The sequence below is a fragment of the Pseudomonas sp. FSL R10-1339 genome (genome assembly GCF_009600545.1).
Lineage (GTDB): Bacteria > Pseudomonadota > Gammaproteobacteria > Pseudomonadales > Pseudomonadaceae > Aquipseudomonas > Aquipseudomonas bubulae.
Genome location: NZ_WIVQ01000037.1, coordinates 15,405 through 40,659, shown reverse-complemented (window position 1 = coordinate 40,659; position 25,255 = coordinate 15,405). Strand labels below are relative to the sequence as shown.

The 25,255-nt window shown below is 59.2% G+C and carries 18 protein-coding genes; 12 read left to right on the top strand and 6 right to left on the bottom strand.

Features of this window, described 5'->3' with window-relative positions; all coding sequences use genetic code 11:
• The 4 genes from GHO03_RS13165 to msrA all read left to right on the top strand — a co-directional run.
• A partial coding sequence (locus tag GHO03_RS13165; RefSeq protein ID WP_178110312.1) for a 2-oxo acid dehydrogenase subunit E2 occupies positions 1–950 on the top strand: 950 nt, incomplete at its 5' end.
• Positions 951–1,315: 365 nt separating this feature from the next.
• Positions 1,316–2,701 (top strand): alkaline phosphatase D family protein, encoded by a 1,386-nt coding sequence (locus GHO03_RS13160; protein ID WP_133144753.1) that lies wholly within the window; start codon positions 1,316–1,318, stop codon positions 2,699–2,701.
• A 175-nt stretch (positions 2,702–2,876) separates the two neighbouring features.
• A complete protein-coding gene (locus GHO03_RS13155; RefSeq protein WP_095000900.1) occupies positions 2,877–5,570 on the top strand; it encodes an EAL domain-containing protein in 2,694 nt (897 codons plus the stop codon).
• A gap of 67 nt (positions 5,571–5,637) precedes the next feature.
• The gene (gene msrA / locus GHO03_RS13150) at positions 5,638–6,285 is read left to right on the top strand and encodes a peptide-methionine (S)-S-oxide reductase MsrA (protein ID WP_095000899.1); all 648 of its coding nucleotides are present in this window, start codon (positions 5,638–5,640) and stop codon (positions 6,283–6,285) included.
• Between the two features lie 109 nt (positions 6,286–6,394).
• Here msrA and GHO03_RS13145 read toward each other — a convergent pair whose 3' ends face one another.
• Together GHO03_RS13145 and putP are read right to left on the bottom strand one after the other, a co-directional pair.
• Positions 6,395–7,237 carry a 23S rRNA (adenine(2030)-N(6))-methyltransferase RlmJ gene (locus GHO03_RS13145; RefSeq protein ID WP_095017705.1) on the bottom strand — a complete coding sequence of 281 codons (843 nt, stop codon included), beginning with the start codon at positions 7,235–7,237 and terminating at the stop codon, positions 6,395–6,397.
• 169 nt (positions 7,238–7,406) lie between these two features.
• On the bottom strand, positions 7,407–8,894 hold the full coding sequence (putP, locus tag GHO03_RS13140; RefSeq protein ID WP_095000897.1) for a sodium/proline symporter PutP: 1,488 nt from the start codon (positions 8,892–8,894) through the stop codon (positions 7,407–7,409).
• Positions 8,895–9,354: 460 nt separating this feature from the next.
• On the opposite strand from putP, the gene putA reads away from it, so the two are divergent.
• Positions 9,355–13,308: a trifunctional transcriptional regulator/proline dehydrogenase/L-glutamate gamma-semialdehyde dehydrogenase gene (gene putA, locus GHO03_RS13135; RefSeq protein WP_153399947.1), complete on the top strand. Its 3,954-nt coding sequence runs from the start codon at positions 9,355–9,357 to the stop codon at positions 13,306–13,308.
• 66 nt (positions 13,309–13,374) lie between these two features.
• Here the strand turns inward: putA and GHO03_RS13130 are convergent, their stop codons facing one another.
• Entirely contained in the window at positions 13,375–13,956 is a 582-nt protein-coding gene (locus GHO03_RS13130; protein WP_133144754.1) for a hypothetical protein, read from the bottom strand.
• A gap of 246 nt (positions 13,957–14,202) precedes the next feature.
• Between GHO03_RS13130 and GHO03_RS13125 the strand changes: the two genes are divergently transcribed.
• The 3 genes from GHO03_RS13125 to selO all read left to right on the top strand — a co-directional run bounded on the left by GHO03_RS13125 (position 14,203) and on the right by selO (position 20,926).
• Positions 14,203–15,945 carry a potassium/proton antiporter gene (locus GHO03_RS13125; protein WP_095000894.1) on the top strand — a complete coding sequence of 581 codons (1,743 nt, stop codon included), beginning with the start codon at positions 14,203–14,205 and terminating at the stop codon, positions 15,943–15,945.
• A gap of 34 nt (positions 15,946–15,979) precedes the next feature.
• On the top strand, positions 15,980–19,327 hold the full coding sequence (gene mscK, locus GHO03_RS13120; RefSeq protein ID WP_133144755.1) for a mechanosensitive channel MscK: 3,348 nt from the start codon (positions 15,980–15,982) through the stop codon (positions 19,325–19,327).
• A gap of 135 nt (positions 19,328–19,462) precedes the next feature.
• Positions 19,463–20,926 carry a protein adenylyltransferase SelO gene (gene selO, locus GHO03_RS13115; RefSeq protein WP_095017709.1) on the top strand — a complete coding sequence of 488 codons (1,464 nt, stop codon included), beginning with the start codon at positions 19,463–19,465 and terminating at the stop codon, positions 20,924–20,926.
• Positions 20,927–21,037: 111 nt separating this feature from the next.
• Here the strand turns inward: selO and GHO03_RS13110 are convergent, their stop codons facing one another.
• Entirely contained in the window at positions 21,038–21,439 is a 402-nt protein-coding gene (locus GHO03_RS13110) for a type II toxin-antitoxin system HigA family antitoxin (protein ID WP_133144756.1), read from the bottom strand.
• Positions 21,436–21,732, bottom strand: a complete 297-nt coding sequence (locus GHO03_RS13105) for a type II toxin-antitoxin system HigB family toxin (protein ID WP_095000890.1) — start codon at positions 21,730–21,732, stop codon at positions 21,436–21,438. Before GHO03_RS13105 ends, GHO03_RS13110 begins: the two co-directional genes overlap by 4 nt.
• Positions 21,733–21,995: 263 nt before the next feature.
• On the opposite strand from GHO03_RS13105, the gene trxC reads away from it, so the two are divergent.
• Positions 21,996–22,436: a thioredoxin TrxC gene (trxC, locus tag GHO03_RS13100; RefSeq protein WP_095000889.1), complete on the top strand. Its 441-nt coding sequence runs from the start codon at positions 21,996–21,998 to the stop codon at positions 22,434–22,436.
• Here the strand turns inward: trxC and GHO03_RS13095 are convergent.
• Positions 22,433–23,206, bottom strand: coding sequence for a ParA family protein (locus GHO03_RS13095; RefSeq protein ID WP_133144757.1), 774 nt, complete (start codon positions 23,204–23,206; stop codon positions 22,433–22,435). The two genes, trxC and GHO03_RS13095, sit on opposite strands and share 4 nt — an antisense overlap.
• A 303-nt stretch (positions 23,207–23,509) precedes the next feature.
• Here GHO03_RS13095 and GHO03_RS13090 point away from each other — a divergent pair, with 303 nt between their 5' ends.
• From GHO03_RS13090 to GHO03_RS13080, 3 genes are read left to right on the top strand one after another with little or no spacing between them, the layout of a single operon-like run.
• Complete coding sequence (locus GHO03_RS13090) at positions 23,510–24,232, top strand: beta-ketoacyl synthase chain length factor (protein WP_133144758.1); 723 nt, start codon at positions 23,510–23,512, stop codon at positions 24,230–24,232.
• Positions 24,208–25,020 (top strand): lysophospholipid acyltransferase family protein, encoded by an 813-nt coding sequence (locus GHO03_RS13085; RefSeq protein WP_372241739.1) that lies wholly within the window; start codon positions 24,208–24,210, stop codon positions 25,018–25,020. The genes GHO03_RS13090 and GHO03_RS13085 overlap by 25 nt, the downstream gene beginning before the upstream one ends.
• Positions 24,995–25,255 carry a phosphopantetheine-binding protein gene (locus GHO03_RS13080; protein ID WP_095000885.1) on the top strand — a complete coding sequence of 87 codons (261 nt, stop codon included), beginning with the start codon at positions 24,995–24,997 and terminating at the stop codon, positions 25,253–25,255. Before GHO03_RS13085 ends, GHO03_RS13080 begins: the two co-directional genes overlap by 26 nt.

Genomic DNA, 25,255 nt, shown 5'->3' with positions numbered 1-25,255 from the left:
CTCCTGCCCCGGCCGCCGCGCCTGCGCCAAAAGGTGGCAAGGTTCACGCCGGCCCTGCCGTGCGTCAACTGGCCCGCGAATTCGGCGTCGAGCTGAGTGCAGTCACTCCGAGCGGCCCGCACGGCCGTATCATCAAGGAAGACGTGCAGGCGCACGTCAAAGCCATGATGCAAAAAGCCAAGGAAGCACCGGCCGCCGGCGCAACCGGTGGTGCTGGCATTCCGCCGATCCCTGCTGTCGACTTCAGCCGTTTCGGTGAAGTGGAAGAAGTGGCCATGACCCGCCTGATGCAAATCGGCGCGTCGAGCCTGCACCGCAGCTGGCTGAACATTCCGCACGTGACTCAGTTCGACCAGGCTGACATCACCGAGCTGGAAGCCTTCCGCGTCGCGCAAAAAGCCGTCGCAGAAAAAGCCGGCGTGAAACTGACCGTACTGCCTCTGCTGCTCAAGTCCTGCGCGCACCTGCTCAAGGAAATGCCGGACTTCAACAGCTCGCTGGCGCCAAGCGGCAAAGCGATCATCCGCAAGAAGTACGTCAACATCGGCTTCGCCGTTGACACCCCGGATGGCCTGCTGGTGCCTGTGATCAAGAACGTTGATCAGAAGAGCCTGTTGCAACTGGCTGCTGAAGCCGCTGCACTGGCCGCCAAGGCCCGTGACAAGAAGCTCACCGCAGACGACATGCAAGGCGCGTGCTTCACCATTTCCAGCCTCGGTCACATTGGCGGCACCGGCTTCACGCCGATCGTCAACGCACCGGAAGTGGCGATCCTCGGCGTATCCAAGGCAACCATCCAGCCAGTCTGGGACGGTAAAGCCTTCCAGCCGAAGCTGATGCTGCCACTGTCGCTGTCCTACGATCACCGCGTGATCAACGGCGCTGCTGCTGCACGCTTCACCCAGCGTCTGAGCCAGTTGCTGGGCGACATCCGCACTATCCTGTTGTAAGCCACGCCCTGGCCTTCGTCACTGAAGGCCGGGGTAGCGCACTGTTTTCCGAGCGCCACGCTCGTACCTCAACCCCGCCATTAGGCGGGGCTTTTTTTTGCCTGCGATTTGAAGAGCCCCTCACCCCAACCCTCTCCCTTTGGGAGAGGGGCTGATTGGCGGTGTTCTTGAAATCGCGTGCGCTCAGTCCCCTCTCCCTTTGGGAGAGGGCTAGGGTGAGGGGCTTTTCTGACACTCACTGCCCTTCAAGCACTACACCCAGCGCTGAATCCATGAATGGGTCAACCACCCAACCACTTCTACCGTTAACCAAAGGAATTGAACCACGCGATTGCCATCGCCCAAACATCAGAAAGGATTTCGATGTGATCCCACCCACCGTTGGCCCGATAGTGGGCTTTACCACTTCACAGCACGCGCGCATTTTTGTCCGCGGCGAACTCGACAAAAACAACGCCGTCTTCGCCGGTATCCGGCATCGCAAGGCTGGCGACAGCCAGTGGTCTGCCGGTGTGTTTTCAAGACTGAGCCCTGAGTTCGACATGTCCGATACGCTGGTCTTGAACACTCTGCACAGTGATACCCGCTACGAATACCAGGCTGGCTGGTTCGCCACCGCAAACCCCGGGCACACGACTGAAACCGTCAAGCAGATCCCGCTTCAATGGCCTGCCACGGTATACAGTTTCAAGACCGACTCAACTGCACGCAACCGTACTCGCCGATATGTCGTTGGCTCTTGCCGCTACCTCAGGCTCACGGCAGGCATCCCTTCTGCCCCGCACCTAGGGGACGAAATCTTCGGCAACATCCATGCACTGACCCGCCAGCAAAGCATTGATGCTGTGGTGATGGCCGGCGATCAGGTGTATGTCGATGACCTGAATATTGTGGCCCCGGACCGCGACTACTCCAGCATCACCCGAAAATACCGCGCCGCTTTCACACAACCCCATATCCGCAAGCTAATGGCAGGCACTGCGACCTACATGATCCTCGACGACCATGAAATCGAAGATAACTGGCCAGCCAATCGGGATACCGGAGATAAAACGCTCTACAACAACGCCATGAGAGCTTACGAGGCTTACCAGTGCAGCCATGGCCCGGCCCACGACCTGCTGCCCGACGGGCGCATCAACCGCAACCTGTCCCGCTACTGGTACAGGTTTGCCAACGCTGACATCGACTGGTTCGTCATGGATTGCCGCACCGAGCGCACCCTTACGGGGCGTGACAAACGCATGATCGGCGTTACTCAGGAACAGGCACTGCTCAAATGGCTGATCAACAGCAACGCCAGGGTCAAGTTCATCGTCAGCAGCGTCATGCTTATGCCCGACCAACGGCGCGACAATGACGGCTGGAAGGCCTTTGCGGCGCAGCGCAACCGCATCCTCGAAACCATTCGCAGCAACGCCATCAAGAACGTGGTGTTCGTGTCGGGCGATATTCATGGCTCGCTCTGCTGTCATCTGACCCACGACAAAAGCCCGGACTTTATCGTACACAGCGTGGTGTCCTCACCCCTGTGCAATACCAGACTGCTGCCGTACGCGAATGTCAGAGACCTGCTCGTCAACGCCCCCTTGACCAGCGTGGGCACAGGCACTTACTCACTCAAGCTCAACAGTCGAGTGGTCAGCGAAGACAACTTCGTCTGCCTGAGCATTAGCGGCCAACAACTCAAGGTTGATTTTCACAATAGAAAGGGCCGGATTATCGAGTCCGCAACTGTTGAGCTTAAATAAGCTGCAAACCTTGCCGATCGGCCTGCAGGAAATCCCCGACCGGCCGATAAGCCCTTATAGCACTTAGCCTTTATGTTCACTTGTCAGCACGCCGAGCATGATGCAACCTTGCCGTCTACCACAGAGACAGGGTGACAGCCCGTGCGCAATCCGCATTTGTGAAGCGAGTGCCCCAATGAAAAGCCAGCCTGATGCTGCCCCGCGCCTGGCAGCCGAGGTCGTGACCCAGCTCCCCGTACCTTCCAGGCTCGGCATGCTGCGTTTCGAACGGCTTAATGAAGCCAGCTGGGCCATGCTCTATCTCGACCCGCACTGCGAGCGCCAATTCGGCATGCCCGCGGCAGACTTGTGCGCGCTGGTTGGCTCGCCCTACGCCAGTCTGATGGAACCCCGCGCCCGCTATCACCTGCACGATGCAATCGAGCATCAGCTCAGGACCAGCCACCACTACGTTGTGCATTACACCCTGCACACCGCCCTGGGCCCACTGAACCTGATGGAGCTGGGCGAGGCCTACAAACAGCATAATCGACATTTTTTGCGCGGCTATCTGCTGGCCATTGAAGACAGCGCTGCCAGCCCTTCGCCCGCCCCGGTGGCCGAACTTGAAACACAAAACAGCCGCCTGCAGATCGCCCTGGCGCTCAACCAGCGTACCCAGGCGGATCAACTTCAGCATCTGGAGCGCGTGCGTGCCCAGCAGGACTTGATCCTGCGCCTCGCCCGTCATCGCTACAGCCAGCACAATTCGCTGCAAGAAGCCGCCGAGCTGATCACCCGCAGCGCCTGCGATATCTATCAAATCGATGGTGCCAGCCTGTGGAATCTTGAAGGCAACCGGTTGCTGCCTGTTTCGGCGTTCGAACGCGAGACCCAGGCCCATGTCGCGCAAGACATCTTCGATGCCAGCCACTTCCCCGACTACCTGGAAGCCTTGCACACCAGCCGTTCGATCGACGCGCCGAACGCCAGCCGCGACCCGCGCACCCGCGAACTGGTGGCCAGCCTGGGCCGGCACGAAGCCAATGCCATGCTCGACGCAGGTATCCGCATCGACGGTCAGGTGGTGGGCGTCCTGTGCCTGGAGCAGGTCGGCAGAACCCGCGCCTGGCAAGCGGACGAAATCGCCTTCGCCGGCGAGCTGGCCGACCAGTTTGCCCAGGTCATCAACAACCACAACCGCCGCGCCGCCACCAACGCCCTGCACCTGTTCCAGCGCGCTGTCGAACAAAGTGCCAACGCCTTTTTACTGGTCAACTGCGATGGCGTGGTGGAGTACGTAAACCCCAGCTTTACCGCCATCACCCAATACAGCACCGAGGAAGTCCAGGGCCATAAACTGTCCGAGCTGCCCGCTCTGGAAAACCTCAGCGAACTGCTCTTCGATGCTCACTCCAGCCTGAGCAAAGGCAACAGCTGGCAGGGTGAATTCAAGAGCCGACGCAAAAACCTGGAACCCTACTGGGGGCAGATGTCGATTTCCAAGGTGTATGGCGACAACCGTGAGCTGACCCACTACATCGGTATTTATGAAGACATCACCGAGGCCAAGCTGGCGCAGCAGCGCATCGAACGCCTGGCCTACACCGACAACCTGACCAACCTGGGCAACCGCCCGGCCTTTATCCGCAACCTCGATGAACGCTTCGCCCGCAACAGCAACACGCCGGTGTGCCTGTTGCTGGTGGACATCGACAACTTCAAGCGCATCAATGACAGCCTTGGCCACCAGACCGGCGACAAGCTGCTGATCAGCCTGGCCCGGCGCCTGCGCAACAGCCTGAGCGCCAGCGATGGGCTGGCGCGCTTTGCCAGTAACGAATTCGCGGTATTGCTGGACGATACTGACCTGACGACCGGACAGCAAATTGCCAGCCAGTTGCTGATGACCCTCGACAAGCCGATGTTCGTCGATAACCAGCTGATCAGCGTCACCGGCTCGGTCGGGGTAGCCTGTGCGCCCTTGCATGGCCGGGATCCGCAAACCCTGATGCGCAACGCAGGCCTGGCGCTGCACAAGGCCAAGGCCTGCGGCAAGCACCAGGTGCAGGTGTTTACCGAAGCCCTGAATGCCGAAGCCAGCTACAAACTGTTTGTCGAAAACAACCTGCGCCGCGCCCTGACCCAGAACGAACTTGAGGTGTTCTACCAGCCCAAGCTGTGCCTGCGTACCGGACGACTGCTGGGCATGGAAGCCCTGCTGCGCTGGAACCACCCTAAAAACGGCATGATCCGCCCCGATCAGTTCATCAGCGTGGCCGAAGAAACCGGGCTGATCATCCCTATCGGCAAATGGGTCGCCCGCCAGGCCTGCCGGATGAGCCGGCAACTGAGCCTGGCCGGGCTGGGCAGTCTGCAAGTAGCGATCAACGTGTCGCCCAAGCAGTTTTCCGACCCGGACCTGGTTGCCTCGATTGCCAGTATCCTCAAGGAAGAACAGTTACCGGCTGCGCTGCTGGAGCTGGAGCTGACCGAAGGCTTGCTGCTGGAAGCCACCGACGACACCCGCCTGCAACTCGACCAACTGAAAAAACTGGGCCTGACCCTGGCCATGGACGATTTCGGCACCGGCTACTCATCGCTCAGCTACTTGAAAAAATTTCCGATCGACATCATCAAGATCGACCGCAGCTTTATCAAAGACATCCCCGACAACCAGAACGACATGGAAATCACCTCCGCCGTGATTGCCATGGCCCACAACCTCAAGCTCAAAGTGGTTGCCGAGGGCATTGAAACCGCTGCACAGTTGGCATTCCTGCGCCGCCATCGCTGTGATGTAGGCCAGGGTTATCTGTTCGACCGACCTATCCCCGGCAGCGAACTGATAGAAAAACTCAAACGCTACCCGCGTGGCCCACTGGCCTGACAGCGCCGTAACACTCGGGCACACTAGCAGCCTGACTTCCTACACTCTGACTGAGAGGACATGAAACATGGTCTTGCGCTCGGAAATCCTGGTGAATAAAAACGTGCTACCCACTAAAGAACAAGCCCTGCCCGGCCGTGACACTCACGTACAACTGCCGGAAACCCACTACGTCACCGGCCAGCCGCTACTGGGCCCGTTCCCGATGAACGTGGACTTCGCGATTTTTGGCCTGGGTTGCTTCTGGGGCGCAGAACGCAAGTTCTGGGAGCGCGAAGGCGTAGTCAGCACCGTAGTGGGCTATGCGGGCGGCTACACGCCGAACCCGACCTACGAAGAAGTCTGCTCGGGCCTGACCGGCCACACCGAAGTGGTGCTGGTGGTCTACGAACCGGAAGTGGTCAGCTACAAGCAATTGCTGGCCATGTTCTGGGAACTGCACAACCCCACCCAAGGCATGCGCCAGGGTAACGACATCGGCACCCAGTACCGCTCGGTGATCTACTGCACCACCCCTGAACAGCTTGAGCAGGCACTGGAAAGCAAGAAGGTGTTCCAGGCGGAACTGGACAAGGCCGGGCTGGGCACCATCACCACTGAAATCGACCAGGCGCCAACGGTGTACTTCGCCGAGGCATACCACCAGCAGTACCTGGCGAAAAACCCGCAGGGTTATTGCGGTATCGGCGGCACCGGTGTGACCTGCCCGATTTGATGTAGCACAAAAAACGGTGGGAGCGGGCTTGCTCGCGATGCAAGCGACTCGGTGTTTCTGTTACACCGCATCGCCTCGATCGCGAGCAAGTCCGCTCTCACATTGGTGTTCAGCTATTTTCCGCAATCAACCATTCCATCTGCCAGCCACCCTGGGTTTGACCCAGTTTTTTGGCCAGCCACGGCAACAGTTCGCGCAGCTCTTCTTCGAGACCCCAAGGCGGGTTGGCGATCGCCAGGCCCGAACCATTGAGGCTGTTGGGCGTATCCAGCGGATGCACGAACAACTCCACCTGCAGCAACTTCGGTGCACCTGAACCTGCCAGGTCCTGATAGAAACGACGCAACTGGCGCTTATCCTTGATCGGATACCAGATCGCTACAACGGTCTGGCGCATGCGACTGATCGCGTCTTTCAACGATTCGGCGCAGCGCTTCATTTCGTCGAGTTTCTCGAACGGCGGGTCGATCAGCATCAAGCCACGCTTCTCAGCCACCGGCAGCAAAGCACGCGGCACATGCCAGCCTTCGCCCAAATGCACCGCTACGCGGCGATCACCCTTCATGTTGTCTTTGAGCAATACGCCGTCTTCGGGGTGTTTCTCGTTCAACAGCACACGGTCCTGGGAACGGGTCAGGCGTCGCGCCCACTCCGGCGAGCCCGGGTAATAGCGCAACTCGCCATCCGGGTTCATCTTGCGCAGTACTTGCATGTAGTCATCAGTCACTGCAGGCAGGTCTTTCTGCCCCCACAACCGTGCAATGCCTTCAAGGTACTCGCCCGTGCGGTTGGCCTGATCGCCCTTGAGGTCGTACAGACCAATACCGGCGTGGGTATCGAGATAGGCAAAAGGCTGCTCTTTGCGCGACATCAGGGCGATGAGGCGGGTCAAGACGATATGTTTGAAGACGTCGGCGTGGTTGCCGGCGTGGAAGGCGTGACGATAGTTCATGGTTGCTCCTGCGCAGGAGGCGAAGTTTACCTTGTACGCAACCTGACGTCAGGTCGCGGGCGTTTTTTCCGAGATACGGTGAGCAACGCCCAGGCAAAAAAAACGGCCCGTCTCACCTGGAGACGGGCCGTTTTTGAACACTTCAAGGTCAGCGCAAGCGCTTCTCTGATCAGCTGTTTTGCTGGAAGTCTTTTTCAGCAGCGTCGAAACGCTCGATCATGCCTTTGCTTGGGCCTTTGCCCGCAAGGCTTGCCAGCACAATGGCCAGGCTGCCCAGGATAAAGCCCGGGATGATTTCGTACAGGCCAAACAAGGCGAAATGCTTCCACACGATCACGGTAATGGCACCGACCAGAATACCGGCCAATGCACCATTACGGGTCATGCCTTTCCACAGTACAGAGATCAGTACTACTGGACCGAACGCAGCACCGAAACCTGCCCACGCGTAGCTCACCAGACCCAGCACACGGTTCTCCGGGTTGGAGGCCAGTGCAATGGCGATCAGTGCAACCACCAGCACCATGATCCGGCCAACCCATACCAGTTCCAGCTGGGAGGCATTTTTACGCAGGAAGGACTTGTAGAAGTCTTCGGTCAGGGCACTGGAGCACACCAGCAACTGGCAGCTCAGGGTACTCATGACCGCAGCCAGAATGGCCGACAGCAGCACACCGGCAATCCACGGGTTGAACAGCAGCTTGGCCAGTTCAATGAATACGCGCTCTGGGTTTTCGGTCACCGGCCCGGCCACTTCAGGGTGTGCCGAGAAGTAAGCGATACCGAAAAAGCCTACAGCGACCGTACCGGCCAGGCACAGGATCATCCAGGTCATGGAGATGCGACGCGCCTTGGCGATCGACTTGACCGAATCAGCGGCCATGAAACGCGCCAGAATGTGCGGTTGACCGAAGTAACCCAGACCCCAGCCCATCAGCGAGATGATGCCGATGAAGGACGTGCCCTTGAGCATGTCGAAGTTGCTTGGGTCGTTGGCCTCGATGGCCAGGAACGTGGTGTCTACGCCACCCGTGGCCAGCAGCACGATGATAGGCGTCAGGATCAGCGCGAAGATCATCAGGGTGGCTTGAACCGTGTCGGTCCAGCTCACTGCCAGGAACCCACCGATAAAGGTATAGGCGATGGTCGCCGCAGCACCGGCCCACAAGGCGGATTCGTAAGACATGCCGAAGGTGCTTTCGAACAGACGGGCGCCGGCCACAATGCCGGAAGCGCAGTAGATGGTGAAGAACACCAGAATCACGATGGCCGAGATGATCCGCAGCAAACCGCTTTTGTCTTCAAAACGGCTGGAGAAGTAATCCGGCAAGGTCAGCGCATCACCGTTGTGCTCGGTCTGTACCCGCAGGCGACCGGCAACAAACAGCCAGTTCAGGTAAGCGCCGGTCACCAGACCGATGGCGATCCAGCTTTCCGACAAGCCGGACATGTAGATCGCACCCGGCAAACCCATCAACAACCAGCCGCTCATGTCGGAGGCACCGGCGGACAATGCAGTGACAACGCTGCCCAGGCTACGGCCACCGAGAATATAGTCAGAAAGGTTGTTGGTGGAGCGATAAGCCATCAGGCCAATCAGCACCATTGCCGCAATATAGATCACGAACGTGATCAGGGTTGGGTTACTAACACTCATTGATAAAGCCCTGGCATTGTTTTTATGTTTAGCGGCGGTCTGGCCGTACGCTCACAAACGTCCTGTTTGAGACGATTAACCCTGCCGCGCATTTATGACTGATGTTTCCCCAGGAAATCCATCAGCCGATGAACCAATCTTCTGTAGGAGGTTGCACCTTGGGCGCGAATGCTATGCAACAAAGCAAATCGGGTGCAACCAGTTTCTGCGAGCCAAGTTGCACCTTGTCGCCTTTTCGTCTCAATTCGGAGTTTTTGCGCCTTTTCGGAGCAAAGACCCTACCAAACCAAACAGAAAGCACCACACCAGAGCACTGATTTCACCCCGCCTGAATATTCCTGACGAAGCGTCGACCAATCCACAAAAAAACGGGTTGCACCTAGTTGCACCCGTTTCGGCGCAGCGCTAATCTTGCCGCCAGCTGCTGCCACGCAAATGTGGCACCCATGAGGATAAAAAAATGGCTACCACCACCCTTGGGGTCAAACTTGATGACCCGACCCGCGAGCGCCTCAAGGCCGCCGCGACCTCGATTGATCGCACGCCACATTGGCTGATCAAGCAGGCAATCTTCAATTACCTGGAAAAACTCGAGGGTGGTGCAACCCTGACCGAGTTGAGCGGTATCCCTGGTTCTGCCAGCGATGACGCCGACGAAGTACAAGCCGACCACGCGCATCAATGCTTCCTGGAGTTCGCAGAAAGCATCCTGCCGCAGTCCGTACTGCGCGCTGCCATTACTTCGGCGTACCGTCGCCCGGAACCCGAAGTAGTGCCCATGCTGCTGGAGCAGGCGCGACTGCCAGCCCCTATGGCCGAAGCCACGCAAACCCTGGCGGCCTCGATTGCCGAAAAATTGCGCAACCAGAAGAGCGCCGGCGGCCGTGCCGGTATCGTGCAGGGCTTGCTGCAGGAGTTTTCCCTGTCGTCCCAGGAGGGCGTGGCCCTGATGTGCCTGGCTGAGGCGCTGCTGCGTATCCCGGACAAAGGCACCCGCGACGCCCTTATTCGCGACAAGATCAGCACTGGCAACTGGCACCCGCACTTGGGCAACAGCCCGTCGCTGTTCGTCAACGCTGCGACCTGGGGTCTGTTGCTGACCGGCAAGCTGGTGTCGACGCACAACGAAGCAGGCCTGACCTCCTCCCTGAGCCGCATTATCGGCAAGAGCGGCGAGCCGATGATCCGCAAGGGCGTCGACATGGCCATGCGCCTGATGGGCGAGCAGTTTGTCACCGGCGAAACCATCGCCGAAGCCCTGGCCAACGCCACGCGCTTTGAAGCCAAGGGCTTCCGTTATTCCTACGACATGCTCGGCGAAGCCGCACTCACCGAACATGACGCACAAAAGTACCTCGCGTCCTACGAGCAAGCCATCCACTCGATTGGCAAAGCCTCCCACGGTCGCGGCATCTATGAAGGCCCGGGCATTTCCATCAAGCTGTCGGCCCTGCACCCGCGCTACAGCCGCGCCCAGTACGAACGCGTGATGGACGAACTGTACCCGCGCCTGTTGTCGCTGACCTTGCTGGCCAAGAAGTATGACATCGGTCTCAATATCGACGCCGAAGAAGCAGACCGCCTGGAAATCTCTCTCGACCTGCTCGAGCGCCTGTGCTTCGAGCCGCAGCTGGCTGGCTGGAACGGCATCGGCTTCGTGATTCAGGCTTACCAGAAGCGCTGCCCGTATGTGATCGACTACGTGATCGACCTGGCTCGCCGCAGTCGTCATCGCCTGATGATCCGCCTGGTGAAGGGCGCGTACTGGGACAGCGAAATCAAACGCGCCCAAGTCGAAGGCCTGGAAGGCTATCCGGTCTACACCCGCAAGGTGTACACCGACGTGTCCTACCTCGCTTGTGCGAAAAAGCTGCTGGCCGTACCAGAAGCCATCTACCCGCAATTCGCCACCCACAACGCCCAAACGCTGTCGGCGATTTATCACATTGCCGGTCAAAACTACTACCCGGGTCAGTACGAGTTCCAGTGCCTGCACGGCATGGGTGAACCCCTCTACGAACAGGTTGTAGGCAAGGTTGCCGAAGGCAAGCTGAACCGTCCGTGCCGTGTGTACGCCCCAGTGGGTACCCACGAAACACTGCTGGCTTACCTGGTGCGACGCCTGCTGGAAAACGGCGCGAACACCTCGTTCGTTAACCGTATCGCCGACCACACTATCGCAATCCACGAGTTGGTGGCCGATCCAGTCAGCCAGATTGAACAAATGGCCACGACCGAAGGCGGCTTCGGCTTGCCGCACCCGCGCATCCCGTTGCCGCGTGATCTGTATGGCAGCGAACGCGCCAACTCCAGCGGCATCGACATGTCCAACGAACACCGTTTGGCGTCGCTGTCCTGCGCCTTGCTGGCCACGGCCCATAACGACTGGAAAGCCGCGCCGATGCTCGGTTGTGACTCCAGCAACGAAGCCCCGGCGGCGGTGCTCAACCCGGCCGACCTGCGTGATGTGGTGGGTCATGTACAAGAAGCCACCGTTGAAGACGCCGATAACGCTATCCAGTGTGCCCTGAGCGCCGCACCGATCTGGCAGGCCACCCCGCCCGCCGAGCGCGCTGCGATCCTGGAGCGCGCCGCCGACCTGATGGAAGGCGAGATCCAGCCACTGATGGGCCTGCTGGCCCGTGAAGCTGGCAAGACCTTCGCCAACGCTATCGCCGAAGTGCGCGAAGCAGTGGACTTCCTGCGCTACTACGCGGTGCAGGCCCGTAACGACTTCACCAACGATGCCCACCGCCCGCTGGGCCCGGTGGTCTGCATCAGCCCGTGGAACTTCCCGCTGGCCATCTTCAGCGGCCAGGTGGCTGCAGCATTGGCTGCCGGCAACCCGGTATTGGCCAAGCCTGCCGAGCAAACCCCGCTGGTTGCCGCACAAGCCGTACGCATCCTGATCGAAGCTGGCATCCCGCAAGGCGTGCTGCAATTGCTGCCTGGCCGCGGCGAAACCGTCGGCGCACGCCTGGTGGGTGATGATCGCGTCAAAGGCGTGATGTTCACCGGCTCCACCGAAGTGGCCCGCCTGCTGCAACGCAATATTGCCGGTCGCCTGGATGCCCAGGGCCGCCCTATCCCGCTGATCGCCGAAACTGGCGGCCAGAACGCCATGATCGTCGACTCTTCGGCCCTGACCGAGCAAGTGGTTATCGACGTGGTGTCTTCGGCCTTCGACAGCGCCGGTCAACGTTGCTCGGCACTGCGGGTACTGTGCCTGCAAGAGGACTCGGCAGATCGCGTCATCGAAATGCTCAAAGGTGCCATGGCCGAATCGCGCATGGGCAACCCCGAGCGCTTGAACGTGGACATCGGCCCGGTGATCGACGCCGAAGCCAAGGCCGGGATCGAGCAGCATATCCAGGGCATGCGCGACAAGGGCCGCTCTGTGTACCAGATGGCCATCGCCGATAGCGAAGAATGCAAACGCGGCACCTTTGTCATGCCGACCCTGATTGAACTGGAAAGCTTTGACGAGCTGGAACGCGAGATCTTCGGGCCGGTGCTGCACGTGGTGCGCTACAAGCGCAAAGACATCGACCAGTTGATCGCACAGATCAACGCTTCGGGTTATGGCCTGACACTGGGCGTACATACCCGTATCGACGAAACCATTGCCAAGGTGGTCAACAACGTCAACGCCGGTAACGTCTACGTCAACCGCAACATCGTTGGTGCGGTGGTCGGCGTGCAACCGTTCGGCGGTGAAGGCCTGTCGGGTACCGGCCCGAAAGCCGGTGGCCCGCTGTACCTGTACCGCCTGCTGTCGACCCGCCCGGGCAATGCAATCGAGCAATCGTTCGCCAAGGTCGATGCCGTGACCGCACCGGACACCCAGGCCCGCGAGGCCATGAGCAAACCGCTCAGCGCCCTGCAAGCCTGGGCAACCAGCAACCAGCAACCAGCACTGGCCGAGCTGTGCACCGAGTACGCTGCACACTCGCAAAGTGGCATCACGCGCCTGCTCAACGGCCCGACCGGCGAACGCAACAGCTACGCCATTCTGCCGCGTGAACATGTGCTGTGCCTGGCTGAAGTTGAAAGCGACCTGCTGACCCAACTGGCTGCCGTTCTGGCCGTGGGCAGCTCGGCGGTACTGCCGCAAAGTGAACTGGCCAAGGCCCTGCTGGCCCGCCTGCCTGCAGAGGTGCAGCCACGCATCACACTGGTCGCGGACTGGACCAAGGACGAAGTGATCTTCGACGCCGTCCTGCACCACGGCGACTGTGACCAGTTGCGTGACGTGTGCCAGCAAGTGGCACAACGCGAAGGCGCCATCGTTGGCGTACAGGGCCTGTCCCAGGGCGAAACCAATATCGCCCTGGAACGCCTGGTGATCGAGCGCGCACTGAGCGTCAACACCGCTGCTGCGGGTGGCAACGCAAGCCTGATGACCATCGGTTGAGGATGTGATCGGGCAATAAAAAACCGGGCACCCGAAAGGGTTGCCCGGTTTTTTTACGCCATGAACTCAACGTTGACTCATGAATTCCATATAGCCAACGACGGCCATCAACAACGTGCCGGCCACCATCCAGGCAAAATTAGCGCAGCTCAGGGCCTTGTTGACGCTGCCCTGCGGGTCACCCGCCAGCATATTGATTGCGCGCTGGGCCGCCACCAGCATTGCACAACAACCGGTGATCAGTACTGCATTGGTGAACAACACATAGACCGCATCCGCGGGCCGGGTAAACAGCGTGGACACCAGCACCGAGAACATGACCAGTAGCATAATGAGCAGGCCTCTGGTCTCGGGTTGCCAAAAATAGCAGCGCCCTGTCCTGTCGAGGCCGTTCTGAACCACTTCAAACAGCGGCAGGATAAAAAATGGCCAGAGCGCAGCGCGCACCAACGGCGCGATCGGCGCCCCGGTTTCCGCTTTGTAGGACGCCCAGTTGCGATATGACCAATAGACCATGTACCCGCCTGCCGTAAGCCCATACAGCAGCAGAAACTTGCTGACAGACACGACATAAAGGTTGATTCGTTTGTCGTCACACCACGGTGTTGTCTTCGATAGCCTGTTGCCAGCCTCAGTAGCAGGGTTCATGTCATGTCCGTGCGCAAGTGGGAGGCCGCAGTACACACAATTTACCTAATATAAAAATGCAGTGAAAATCCCATTTTTTTGTAAGAAAGGCCTTCAGTCCTACTCGACAGGCCCAAACACCTCCAGGGTGTAATCCATTCAAAACCTTTTTTGACAGCCCGCCAATGGCGCAGGTTAGAATCGATGGCACGCAGGCTGCATGCCAGGTCTGCGCCCTGTCTTTTTTAGCTTTCTGGAGTACTGCCTTTGAATGCGACGACCATCAACAGCCTGTTCTTGATCGGCGCGTTGCTGGTAGGCGCAAGCATCCTGGTAAGTTCTCTGTCCTCGCGCCTGGGCATCCCGATACTGGTCATCATCCTTGCGGTGGGCATGACCGCAGGTGTCGATGGCGGCGGCATCATTTTTGACAACTACCCCACAGCCTATCTGGTGGGCAACCTCGCCCTGGCGGTGATTTTGCTCGACGGCGGCTTGCGCACCCGGGTTTCCAGTTTTCGCGTGGCGTTATGGCCCGCGTTATCGCTGGCCACGGTGGGGGTGATGATCACCACGGGGCTGACCGGGCTGATGGCCGCCTGGCTGTTTAATCTCAACTTGATCCAGGGTCTGCTGGTTGGCGCCATTGTCGGCTCCACCGATGCCGCCGCAGTGTTCTCGCTGCTGGGTGGCAAAGGCCTGAACGAGCGGGTTTCAGCCAGCCTCGAAATCGAGTCCGGCAGCAACGACCCGATGGCGGTATTCCTCACCGTCACCCTGATCGACATGCTCGCCAGCGGTGAAACAGGCCTGCACTGGAGCCTGTTGCTCAACCTGGTGCGTGAATTTGCCATCGGCGGCACGGTCGGTCTGGCAGGCGGCTGGCTAATGCTGCAAATGGTCAACCGTATCAACCTGGCCAACGGCCTGTACCCGATTCTGGTGATCGCAGGCGGGCTGGTGGTCTTTTCCCTGACCAACGCCCTGCACGGCAGCGGCTTTCTCGCGGTCTACCTGTGCGGCCTGGTGATTGGCAACAGTCCGATCCGCAGCCGTCATGGCATTTTGCATATGCTCGACGGCATGGCCTGGCTGGCCCAGATTGGCATGTTCCTGGTGCTGGGCTTGCTGGTCACGCCACACGACCTGTTGCCCATCGCCATTCCAGCACTGGCACTGGCCCTGTGGATGATTCTGTTTGCCCGCCCGCTGTCAGTGGTAGTGGGGCTGCTACCTTTCAAAGCCTTCCATGGACGCGAAAAAGCCTTTATCTCATGGGTAGGCCTGCGCGGTGCGGTGCCGATCATTCTGGCGGTGTTCCCGTTGATGGCCGGGCTGCCCAATGCGCAGCTGTATTTCAACCTGGCATTCTTTATCGTGCTGGTATCTCTTCTGGTGCAAGGCACCAGCCTGCCGTGGGTCGCCAAGCTGCTCAAGGTGACCGTACCGCCTGATCTGGCCCCTGTGTCCCGTTCAGCCCTTGAAGTGCATGTCACCAGCGAGTGGGAACTCTTTGTTTATCGCCTCGACGCACAAAACTGGTGCATCGGTGCGGCCCTGCGTGAACTGAAAATGCCCGACGGCACCCGTATCGCCGCCCTGTTTCGCGATAAAAAACTGCTCCATCCGTCGGGTAGTACCACGCTTGAAGTGGGTGACCTGCTCTGCGTCATCGGCCACGAACACGACTTGCCTGCCCTGGGCAAATTGTTCAGCCAGCCCCCGAGCCGTGGCCTGGACCTGCGTTTCTTCGGCGACTTCGTGCTCGAGGGCGACGCCCAGCTGGGCGCTGTGGCCGCCTTGTACGGCCTGAAGCTGGACGGCATCGACCCGAACACCTCACTGAGCAGCTTCATTGCCCACAAGGTCGGCGGCGCGCCGGTGGTCGGCGACCAGGTGGAGTGGAACAACACCATCTGGACGGTTGCGATGATGGAAGGGAACAAGATCGCCAAAGTGGGCGTCAGATTCCCCGAAGGAAGTGCACCGGGCCCGGGGCTGTTCCTCTAAACTCCAACTTTCCGCCCTTGTCTGACCGGTATCTATGCCAACTCTGCGCACGTTCATCGCCACCGTCCTGCTCGGCCTGAGCCTTTGTGTCGGCACGCTTCAGGCTGCCGACCCGCCTACCGCCGAAGCGGTGCAGCAAAGCCTGGACAAAATTGCCGAGCGCAAACTGCCGGACGCCGACCAAAAAGCCCTGCAGGCGGTGCTCCAGCAGACCCTGACCCTGCTCGACAGCAAAGCCGATTACGAACAGCGCCTGAACGACGTCAAACAACAGATCAACGATGCCCCTCGCCAGACTGCCGAAAACCAGCGCGAACTGGCCAAAATCAAGGCCAGCAAACCCATACCCGTAGCCCAGCGCTACAGCGAGCTGTCCGTGCAGCAGCTGGAACAACTGCTGGCGGAACGCACCACGCAACAGGGCGAGCTGCAAAAAGCCCTGGCTATCGCCAACAGCCAAAGCATTGCCGCGCAGACCCGACCTGAGCGGGCCCAGGCCGAGATCAGCAACAGCCAGACCCGTATCCAGCAGATCAACACCACCCTGAAAACAGGACGCGACAATGGCAAGTTGCTTACCCCCGATCAGCGCAACCAGCTCAACGCCGAAGCCGCCTCGCTCAACGCACTGATTGCCCTGCGCCGCCAGGAACTGGCTGGCAACAGCCTGTTGCAAGATCTGAGCGGCAGCCAGCACGACCTGCTGCTGGAAAAAACCACGCGCCAGGACCAGGAAATCCAGGACCTGCAAACCCTGATCAATCAAAAGCGCCTGGCCCAGTCGCAGCAGACCGTGACCGAGCAATCCATCGAGGCTAAAAAGTCCGGCAGCAGCAGCCTGCTGGCGACCGAAAGCGCGATCAACCTCAAGCTCTCCGACTACCTGTTGCGCAGCACCGATCGCCTCAACGAGGTGACCCAGCAGAATCTGCAAACAAAGCAACAACTGGACAACGTTACCCAGAGCGACCAGGCCCTGGATGAGCAGATCAACGTGCTCAAGGGCAGTTTGTTGCTGTCCAAGATACTTTATAAGCAGAAGCAAGCCCTGCCGCGCCTGCAAAAAATGGACAAGAATCTGGCAGACGAAATCGCCGATATCCGTCTGTACCAGTTTGAAATCAACCAGCAGCGCGAGTTGATCAGCAACCCCACGACTTACGTCGACAACCTGCTGTCCACCCAACCTGCCGACCAGGTCACACCGCAACTGCGTAAAACCCTGCTCGAACTGGTCAACACCCGCAGCGACCTGCTGGACCGCCTGAACCGCGAACTAAGCTCGCTGCTCAACGAATCGATCACCCTGCAACTGAACCAGAAACAACTGCTCAGCACCGCCCAAAGCCTGCGCGCCACGCTGGATGAGCAAATGTTCTGGATCCCCAGCAACAAGCCGCTGGATCTGGAATGGCTGGAAACCGCACCGCGCCAGCTTGAGCAGCAAATCACCACCCTGCCCTGGGGTTCCAGCGTCAGTGAACTGGCAGAAGGCCTGGTGCAACGTCCCCTGCTGTTCTTGCCGTTTTTGCTGGTGGTCGTGGCGCTGCTGTGGAAACGTCGCTACCTCTACAGCAAATTGAACAAGATCCATCAGGACATCGGTCACTTCAAGCGTGACAGCCAATGGCACACGCCGCTGGCAATATTGATCAACATCTTGCTGGCGATGCCCATTTCATTGGCGCTGGCCTTGTGCGGCTACGCCTTGCAAACCGATGCCCGGGGCATGAATGCCAATACGGGCGCGGCGTTGATTCAGATGGCCGAGGCCTGGCTGGTGTTCTACACCGCTTACCGGATTCTGGCGTCGGGTGGCGTGGCCGAACTGCATTTTCGCTGGGAAAAACCGTTGGTCGCGTTCTTGCAGAACTGGATCCGCAAACTCGGTTTTGTGGTCCTGGCCCTTGTGGCCGTCGTCGCCTTTGCCGAGCAACAACCGGCTGCGCTGGCCGACGATGTCCTGGGTATTCTGGTGGTGCTCAGTTGCTATGCGGCCATGGCCTGGCTGCTCTGCCGCCTGTTGCTCAACGACTTTGAAACAGCAACAAAAGCCTATCGCCTGCGCAAGCTGCTCGGTTTTGCCTTCGCCCTGCTGCCGCTGGCGCTGTTTGTGGCGGTGTGTTTTGGCTACTACTACACCGCGCTCAAGCTCAGCGACCGCCTGATCAATACCCTCTATCTGCTGATGCTCTGGCTGGTGGTCGAAGCGGCGTTTGTCCGTGGCCTGGCAGTAGCGGCACGGCGCCTGGCCTACCAGCGTGCACTGGCCAAACGCCAGGCCGCCAAGGAAGCAGGCGAAGGCAACGATACGATTATCGAAGAGCCGACCCTGGACATCGAACAGGTCAACCAACAGTCCCTGCGCCTGATCCGCCTGGCCCTGCTGGCTGGCTTTATCGGCATTCTGTACTGGGTGTGGGCTGACTTGATCTCGGTTTTTTCCTACCTGGACAACATCACCCTCTACGAATATACCAGCGGTACCGGCGCCAATATGAGCATGGTGCCCATCAGCATCGGCGACGTGATAGGTGCGCTGGTCATCATCGGCATCAGCATCGCGCTGGCGCGTAACTTGCCCGGCCTGCTGGAGGTGCTGGTGCTGTCGCGCCTTGATCTGGGCCAGGGCAGTGCTTACGCAACTACGACCCTGCTGACCTACGTGATCATCGGCGTAGGCTTTGTCTCCACCCTGTCGACACTGGGCGTGAGCTGGGACAAGTTGCAATGGCTGGTTGCGGCACTGTCGGTAGGCCTGGGCTTCGGCATGCAGGAAATCTTCGCCAACTTTATTTCCGGGATCATGATCCTGTTCGAACGCCCGGTACGGATCGGCGACACCATCACCATCGGCAATCTGTCAGGTACCGTGAGCAAGATCCGCATCCGGGCCACCACCATCACCGACTTCGACCGCAAAGACATCATCGTCCCGAACAAGACCTTTATTACCGGGCAACTGATCAACTGGTCGCTTACGGACACCATCACCCGTGTGACCCTGAAGCTGGGCGTCGATTACGGCTCCGACCTCGACCTGGTCAAGCAGTTGCTGCTCAAGGCTGCGCAAGAGAACCCGCGGGTGCTCAAAGACCCGGAGCCCCACGTGTACTTCCTCAACTTCGGCCAAAGCACTCTCGACCACGAACTGCGCATGCACGTACGCGACCTGGGCGACCGCAACCCGGTGATCGACGAGGTCAACCGCTTTATCAACCGCGAGTTCAAAAACCACCACATCAACATCTCCTTCCAGCAGATGGAGGTGTACCTCAAGAACCTGCAGGGGCAAGAATACAAACTGGTGCCCGTTGGGCCGGAAGTCCCGCCCGAGCCGACACCACCACCGCAAAAGCCGCAGTTGGGCAAGCTCGACTGACGCAAGTCCGATGCAACCTCTGTGGGAGCTGGCTTGCCTGCGATGCAAACGAATCGGTTTAACCAACCAAGCCCGTTGATGCCGTCGCGGGCAAGCCCGCTGCCACGATCCGCCACTGTTCACTGGAGACGGTCATTGAAAGCCCTCGACGAACTGACTTTTGATAACCGCTTTGCCCGCCTGGGTGATGCCTTCTCGACCCATGTGCTGCCTGAGCCCATCGACGCACCGCGTGTTGTGGTCGCCAGCGACGCCGCCCTGGCACTGCTCGACCTCGACCCCGCTGTCACCCAAGACCCTGTATTTGCGCAACTGTTTGGTGGCCATACCCTGTGGGCCAACGCCGAGCCTCGGGCGATGGTCTATTCCGGTCATCAGTTCGGTTCTTACAATCCGCAACTGGGCGATGGCCGCGGGTTACTGCTGGGTGAGGTGTATAACGACGCGGGCGAGCACTGGGACCTGCACCTCAAGGGCGCCGGCATGACCCCTTATTCGCGCATGGGTGATGGCCGCGCCGTACTGCGCTCCTCGATCCGCGAGTTTCTCGCCAGCGAGGCACTGCATGCACTGGGCATCCCCAGCAGCCGAGCCCTGTGTGTGATCGCCTCCGACACCCCGGTGTGGCGCGAAACCCAGGAGCGCGCCGCCATGGTGCTGCGCCTGGCACCCAGCCATATACGCTTCGGGCACTTCGAGTATTTCTACTACACCAAGCGCCCCGAGCAGCAAAAGCTATTGGGTGAGCATGTGCTGGCGATGCACTTCCCCGAGTGCCTGGAGCAACCCGAACCCTATCTGGCCATGTTTCGCGAAATCGTCGAACGCAACGCTGAACTGATCGCCAAGTGGCAGGCCTACGGGTTTTGTCACGGTGTAATGAACACCGACAACATGTCGATCCTGGGCATCACCTTTGACTTCGGTCCGTTCGCCTTCCTCGACGACTTCGACGCCAACTTCATCTGCAACCATTCCGACCATGAAGGGCGTTACTCCTTCAGCAACCAGGTGCCGATCGGCCAGTGGAATCTGAGTGCCCTGGCCCAGGCATTGACGCCGTTTATCAGCGTTGAAGCCTTGCGCGAAACCCTGGGGCTTTTCTTGCCGCTGTACCAGGCCCACTACCTCGACCTGATGCGCCGTCGATTGGGTCTGACCAGTGCCGAAGACACCGATCAACACCTGGTCGAAACCTTGCTGCAAAAGATGCAAGGCAGCAGCGTCGACTACAACCTGTTTTTCCGGCGCCTGGGGGACCTCCCGGCAGAACAGGCAGTAGCACGGCTGCGAGACGAATTTGTCGATCTCAAGGGTTTTGACGAATGGGCCGCGCAGTACGTGGCCCGGGTTGCCCGAGACGGCGCAAGCGATGAAAGCGTCCGGCGTGAGCGCATGCACGCGGTCAACCCGCTGTATATCCTGCGCAACTACCTGGCACAAAAGGCCATCGATGCGGCTGAGGCCGGGGATTACAGCGAAGTGCAACGCTTGCACACGGTATTGACCCAACCGTTCACCGAACAACCGGGCATGGAAGGCTACGCCGAACGCCCGCCGGAGTGGGGCAAGCATCTGGAAATCAGCTGCTCGTCGTGATGCAAAACCGGTAAATATACTGTTGCCGGTTTTGCCCGCTCCCACAGAACCGAGGCCGGTCGCCAGTCGTCGGCCCACATACCAGCCACAGCGTGGCGCACGCCGTCAGCCTCAGATAAACATATCCACAGGCACTTTGAAGTAATCGGCCAGCCAGCGAATCTGCCGTACGTTGAGCTGGCGTTTACCGCTGAGGATTTCGGACACCACAGACTGGGTGCCGACACCTGGCAAATCGCTTTGCGTCAGCCCGTGTTCCTGCATCACCGAGCGCAGCACATCGACGCCGCTGACCTTGGGCATCGGTCGATGCTCTAGGTCGTAAGCCTCAACCCAGTCACCGATGATGTCCACCAGGCTCATCAAGGGGTTGGTCTCATCATCGCCTATCAAGGCGGTCAACGTATCAAGGGCGGCGACCAGCCCGTCGTAATCGGCTTCGTTTTTCGGTTTGCGCAGCAGCGGCGCCACGAATTGCCAATGCTCTGCTGCCTGTTCGACCAATGCGTTCATGGTGCTGATTCCTTCCATTTGCCCTTGTCATAGTCACGGTGATCCAGCACATGACGGATGTAGAGGCGCTGTACCCGGTAACGCACCACGGCGATCAACCGCAGTTTGTTACCACCTATATTGAAAACATGAAACGAACCCACCTTGTCGGTGGCGGGGAAAAACGACCTCAACGCGGCGAAGTCTTCAGGGCTGAGGACTTTGATCTTGCGATACCACTCATCCAGTGCGCTCGCCGATTGCGGCCATTGTGCTTTGGCTTCCCAAATTCGTTTTGCTGTAATCACTCGCATGCAATGTCCTTATCGCATCTTGCTATGAAGGCTAAACCCGAACCCTGGCAATCGCAACTTGCGATAACGATTGCCAGACCAGCGGTGCAAAGCCCGGGGGGGTTTTTACAGCCTAGATAGAGACCTGGTGGCCGGCTTGAGCACATTGTGAGCAGATACGTCATGGGGGGTGGCGGCCCAGGTGTTCATCTGCTGAACTGCACGCCATCAATCTGGAGTCGCTGCGACAGGCGGCACCAATGGCCACTTCCAAGGAGCTCTCCATGACCGAACCGCTGCTGATCCCCTGCCCCCACTGCAACGGCCTGAACCGCATCCCCGGCGATCGCCTGGGTGAGCACCCCAAATGCGGGCGCTGCAAAAATGAAGTATTGCTGGCCAGGCCCTTCGATTTGCAGCAAACCGATTACGCCAGCCAGATCAAGGGCGACCTGCCGCTACTGATAGATGTATGGGCCGAGTGGTGCGGGCCCTGCAAGGCCTTTGCTCCGGTATTTGAGCAGGCCGCCCGCCAACTGCTGGGCAAGTGTCGGCTTGCCAAGCTCGACAGCGAGGCCAACCAGCACCTGGCGGGGCAACTGGGCATCCGTTCGATACCCAGCCTGATCCTGTTTAAAAATGGCCGCGAAATCGCACGCCAGAGCGGTGCGTTGCCATTGCAGCAACTTGGCGCCTGGCTGCGCAGCCAAGGCATCAGCGCTTAAGCGTTCTGATCCAGGTAATCGTGCAACTCCACAAACTGCTGGGTCAGCTTGTGCCTCGGGTCGAAGTGAATCAAAGGCTGGCAGGCCTGATGCGACTCACGCATGCGCACTGAGCTGCTCAGGTACATGGGCAGCACCGGCAACCCCTCGGCAATCAGCTCATCAAGCATTTGCTGGGGCAGGCTGGCCCAGGCCTGAAACTGGTTGACCACGATGCCCTCGACCAGCAGGTCTTCATTGTGGTCTTCCTTTAGCTCAGCGATTTCAGCCAGCAGGCCATAGAGCGCCTGACGTGAAAAACTGTCGCAATCGAACGGAATCAGCACACGATCACAGGCAATCAACGCCGATACCGCGTAAAAATTCAGCGCGGGTGGAGTGTCGACATAAATGCGGTCATAGTCTTCAGCCAGCTCGTCCAGCAACTTACGCAACTTGTTGATCTTGTGCTTGGCCTCAAGCTTGGGCTGCAAATCGGCCAATTCACCCGTAGCCGTCACTACGTGCAAGTTTTCAAAGGGTGTTTCGTAAATATCGACCCGGTTTTTCTTCGAGCCCACGCCCGCAGACAAGGTGTGTTTAAAGAACTCGGCAATCCCCATAGGGATATCATCGCCGGTCAGTCCGGTCAGGTATTGAGTAGAGTTGGCCTGGGCATCCAGATCCACCAACAACGTGCGATACCCTTCGCTGGCGCTAACCGCAGCCAGGTTACACGCGATGCTGGATTTACCCACACCGCCTTTCTGGTTAAACACCACGCGACGCATTTCAAAACCTCCGTGTACCTATGAGTGTCCGAGTGTAGATGCCCTTTGCGCGGCTTAGCTACCTTGCTAAGAAATGCCCTACATCAATCGAGAATATCTCCATAAAAACAAACGAATAAATCTCTCAAATAAAATCCATTGATCCTATTTTTCTAAATTCCCAGAAAAACCACACTGGGGCTGTAAGCAATATTTGCTACGAACCAACTGCACCGGGATAATATCGCCCCTCTGTATCAAGTGCGGCGTCGATCGGTGTCCACTTTCGCATCAAGGAAGCCTGCAAGGGCGGGATGAACTCCAGTGATCAATTTCAATATCGCCGCGTGGCGCGCCTGGGCTCCAGGCCTCGACACCGTGGCCGATTGGCAAGCCTGGAGCCAGCACCCCTGTGTACTTGCTGCCAACAGCACAGCACCCGATGTCTCATTTTTACCCGCCATGCAACGGCGCCGCCTCAGCCGCCTGGCTCGCATGGCATTCTGCGTCGGCTGGCCATTGGCCGAAGGCCATGAAGCATTACCGCTGGTCTTTGCCTCGCGTCACGGTGAAACCCCGCGCACATTCGACATACTCAGCGACCTCGCGGCGGATCAGCCCTTGTCCCCCACGCAGTTCAGCCTCTCGGTGCATAACGCCGTGATTGGCCTGTGGTCGATCATGCGCGGCGAAACCAGCGAAATGACCGCTATTGCTGCCGCCGGAGACGGCCTGGAGCACGGCCTGATCGAAGCCTGCGCCCTGCTCAATGAAGGCGCGCCCGCCGTGTTGCTGATCATCACCGAAGAGCAGCCACCCGAGGCCTATGCACGCTGTATCAATGACGTGCCCTTCCCTTATGCCGTGGGCCTGCTGCTGACCCCGGGCGAGCAATGGCAGGTTTCACTCGCCAGTGGTACCGCAGGCATAGAACAAGCTCAATGGCCCCATGCCCTGAATCTGTTGCGCCAACTGCTCGATAAGCAGCAGAGATCATTCCAGCACACCTGGAAAAACCGCGTGTGGAACTGGCAGCACAGCCTGTGAGCGCCCGCCGTGATGCTTATGCCTGGCGCTTGATCGCCACTGCCATCAGCTTTGCACTGTTCGGTATCGGTTGCCTGTGCCTGCGTCTGGTGATTTTTCCGGTGCTGAGTTGCCTGCCGGGCGATGCCACGCGTCAGCGCGAGCGTGCCCGTTTTACCGTCAGCCGCCTGTTCTGGCTGTTTATTCGCACCATGGCGCGCATGGGCGTGCTGACCTATGACGTCCAGGGTGCCGAGCGGCTAGGCCGCCCCGGGCAGATGATCATCGCCAACCACCCGTCGCTAAGCGATGTGGTTTTTTTGATCGGCCTGGTGAGAAACGCCAATTGCGTGGTCAAACAGAGCCTTTGGCAAAACCCGTTTACCCGTAGCCCTGTGCGTGCGGCGCAATACATCAGCAATGATGGCAGCGTAGACATGCTCGATAACGCTGCGGGGGCGTTGCAGCAAGGCCAGACCCTGGTGATTTTCCCGGAAGGCACGCGTACCCGGCCAGGCCATGCGCCATCCTTTCATCGCGGGGCCGCCGCGATTGCACTGCGGGGTGCGAAGATCCTTACGCCGGTGGTGATCAAGGTCAGCCCCACCACGCTGACCAAGGCCGAGCCCTGGTATCGCATACCCGAGCGTCGCGTGCACTTCAGCTTTCGGGTCGGTGCCGATATAGATCCACATACATTTTCCGCGCTTGGCCCGCCGCCCAAAGCCTCGCGCCTGCTCAACGACTTCGTGCATGACTATTTTATTAAGGAGCTCGCCACAGATGAGCGATCTGAAAAACGATATTAAACAGCTGATCATCGATGCCCTGGGCCTCGAAGACATCAGTGTCAGCGACATTGGCGACGATCAAACCCTGTTTGGCGACGGCCTGGGGCTGGACTCGGTCGACGCACTGGAGCTGGGCCTGGCGATTCAAAAGACCTACGGCATCAAAATAGACGCCGACGCCAAAGATACACGCAATCATTTTTCCAACGTGGCCAGCCTTGCGGCTTTTGTCACCGCCAAACAGGCAGCCTGA

What these genes read in the sequence shown, in the direction of transcription:
- GHO03_RS13110 (WP_133144756.1), bottom strand. Translation starts at nt 21,439, where the DNA reads ATGAACGCATTGGTCGAACAGGCAGCAGAGCATTGGCAATTCGTGGCG.
- putP (WP_095000897.1), bottom strand. Translation starts at nt 8,894, where the DNA reads ATGAGTGTTAGTAACCCAACCCTGATCACGTTCGTGATCTATATTGCG.
- msrA (WP_095000899.1), top strand. Translation starts at nt 5,638, where the DNA reads ATGGTCTTGCGCTCGGAAATCCTGGTGAATAAAAACGTGCTACCCACT.
- trxC (WP_095000889.1), top strand. Translation starts at nt 21,996, where the DNA reads ATGACCGAACCGCTGCTGATCCCCTGCCCCCACTGCAACGGCCTGAAC.
- putA (WP_153399947.1), top strand. Translation starts at nt 9,355, where the DNA reads ATGGCTACCACCACCCTTGGGGTCAAACTTGATGACCCGACCCGCGAG.
- GHO03_RS13095 (WP_133144757.1), bottom strand. Translation starts at nt 23,206, where the DNA reads ATGCGTCGCGTGGTGTTTAACCAGAAAGGCGGTGTGGGTAAATCCAGC.
- GHO03_RS13145 (WP_095017705.1), bottom strand. Translation starts at nt 7,237, where the DNA reads ATGAACTATCGTCACGCCTTCCACGCCGGCAACCACGCCGACGTCTTC.
- GHO03_RS13130 (WP_133144754.1), bottom strand. Translation starts at nt 13,956, where the DNA reads ATGAACCCTGCTACTGAGGCTGGCAACAGGCTATCGAAGACAACACCG.
- GHO03_RS13155 (WP_095000900.1), top strand. Translation starts at nt 2,877, where the DNA reads ATGAAAAGCCAGCCTGATGCTGCCCCGCGCCTGGCAGCCGAGGTCGTG.
- mscK (WP_133144755.1), top strand. Translation starts at nt 15,980, where the DNA reads ATGCCAACTCTGCGCACGTTCATCGCCACCGTCCTGCTCGGCCTGAGC.
- GHO03_RS13080 (WP_095000885.1), top strand. Translation starts at nt 24,995, where the DNA reads ATGAGCGATCTGAAAAACGATATTAAACAGCTGATCATCGATGCCCTG.
- GHO03_RS13105 (WP_095000890.1), bottom strand. Translation starts at nt 21,732, where the DNA reads ATGCGAGTGATTACAGCAAAACGAATTTGGGAAGCCAAAGCACAATGG.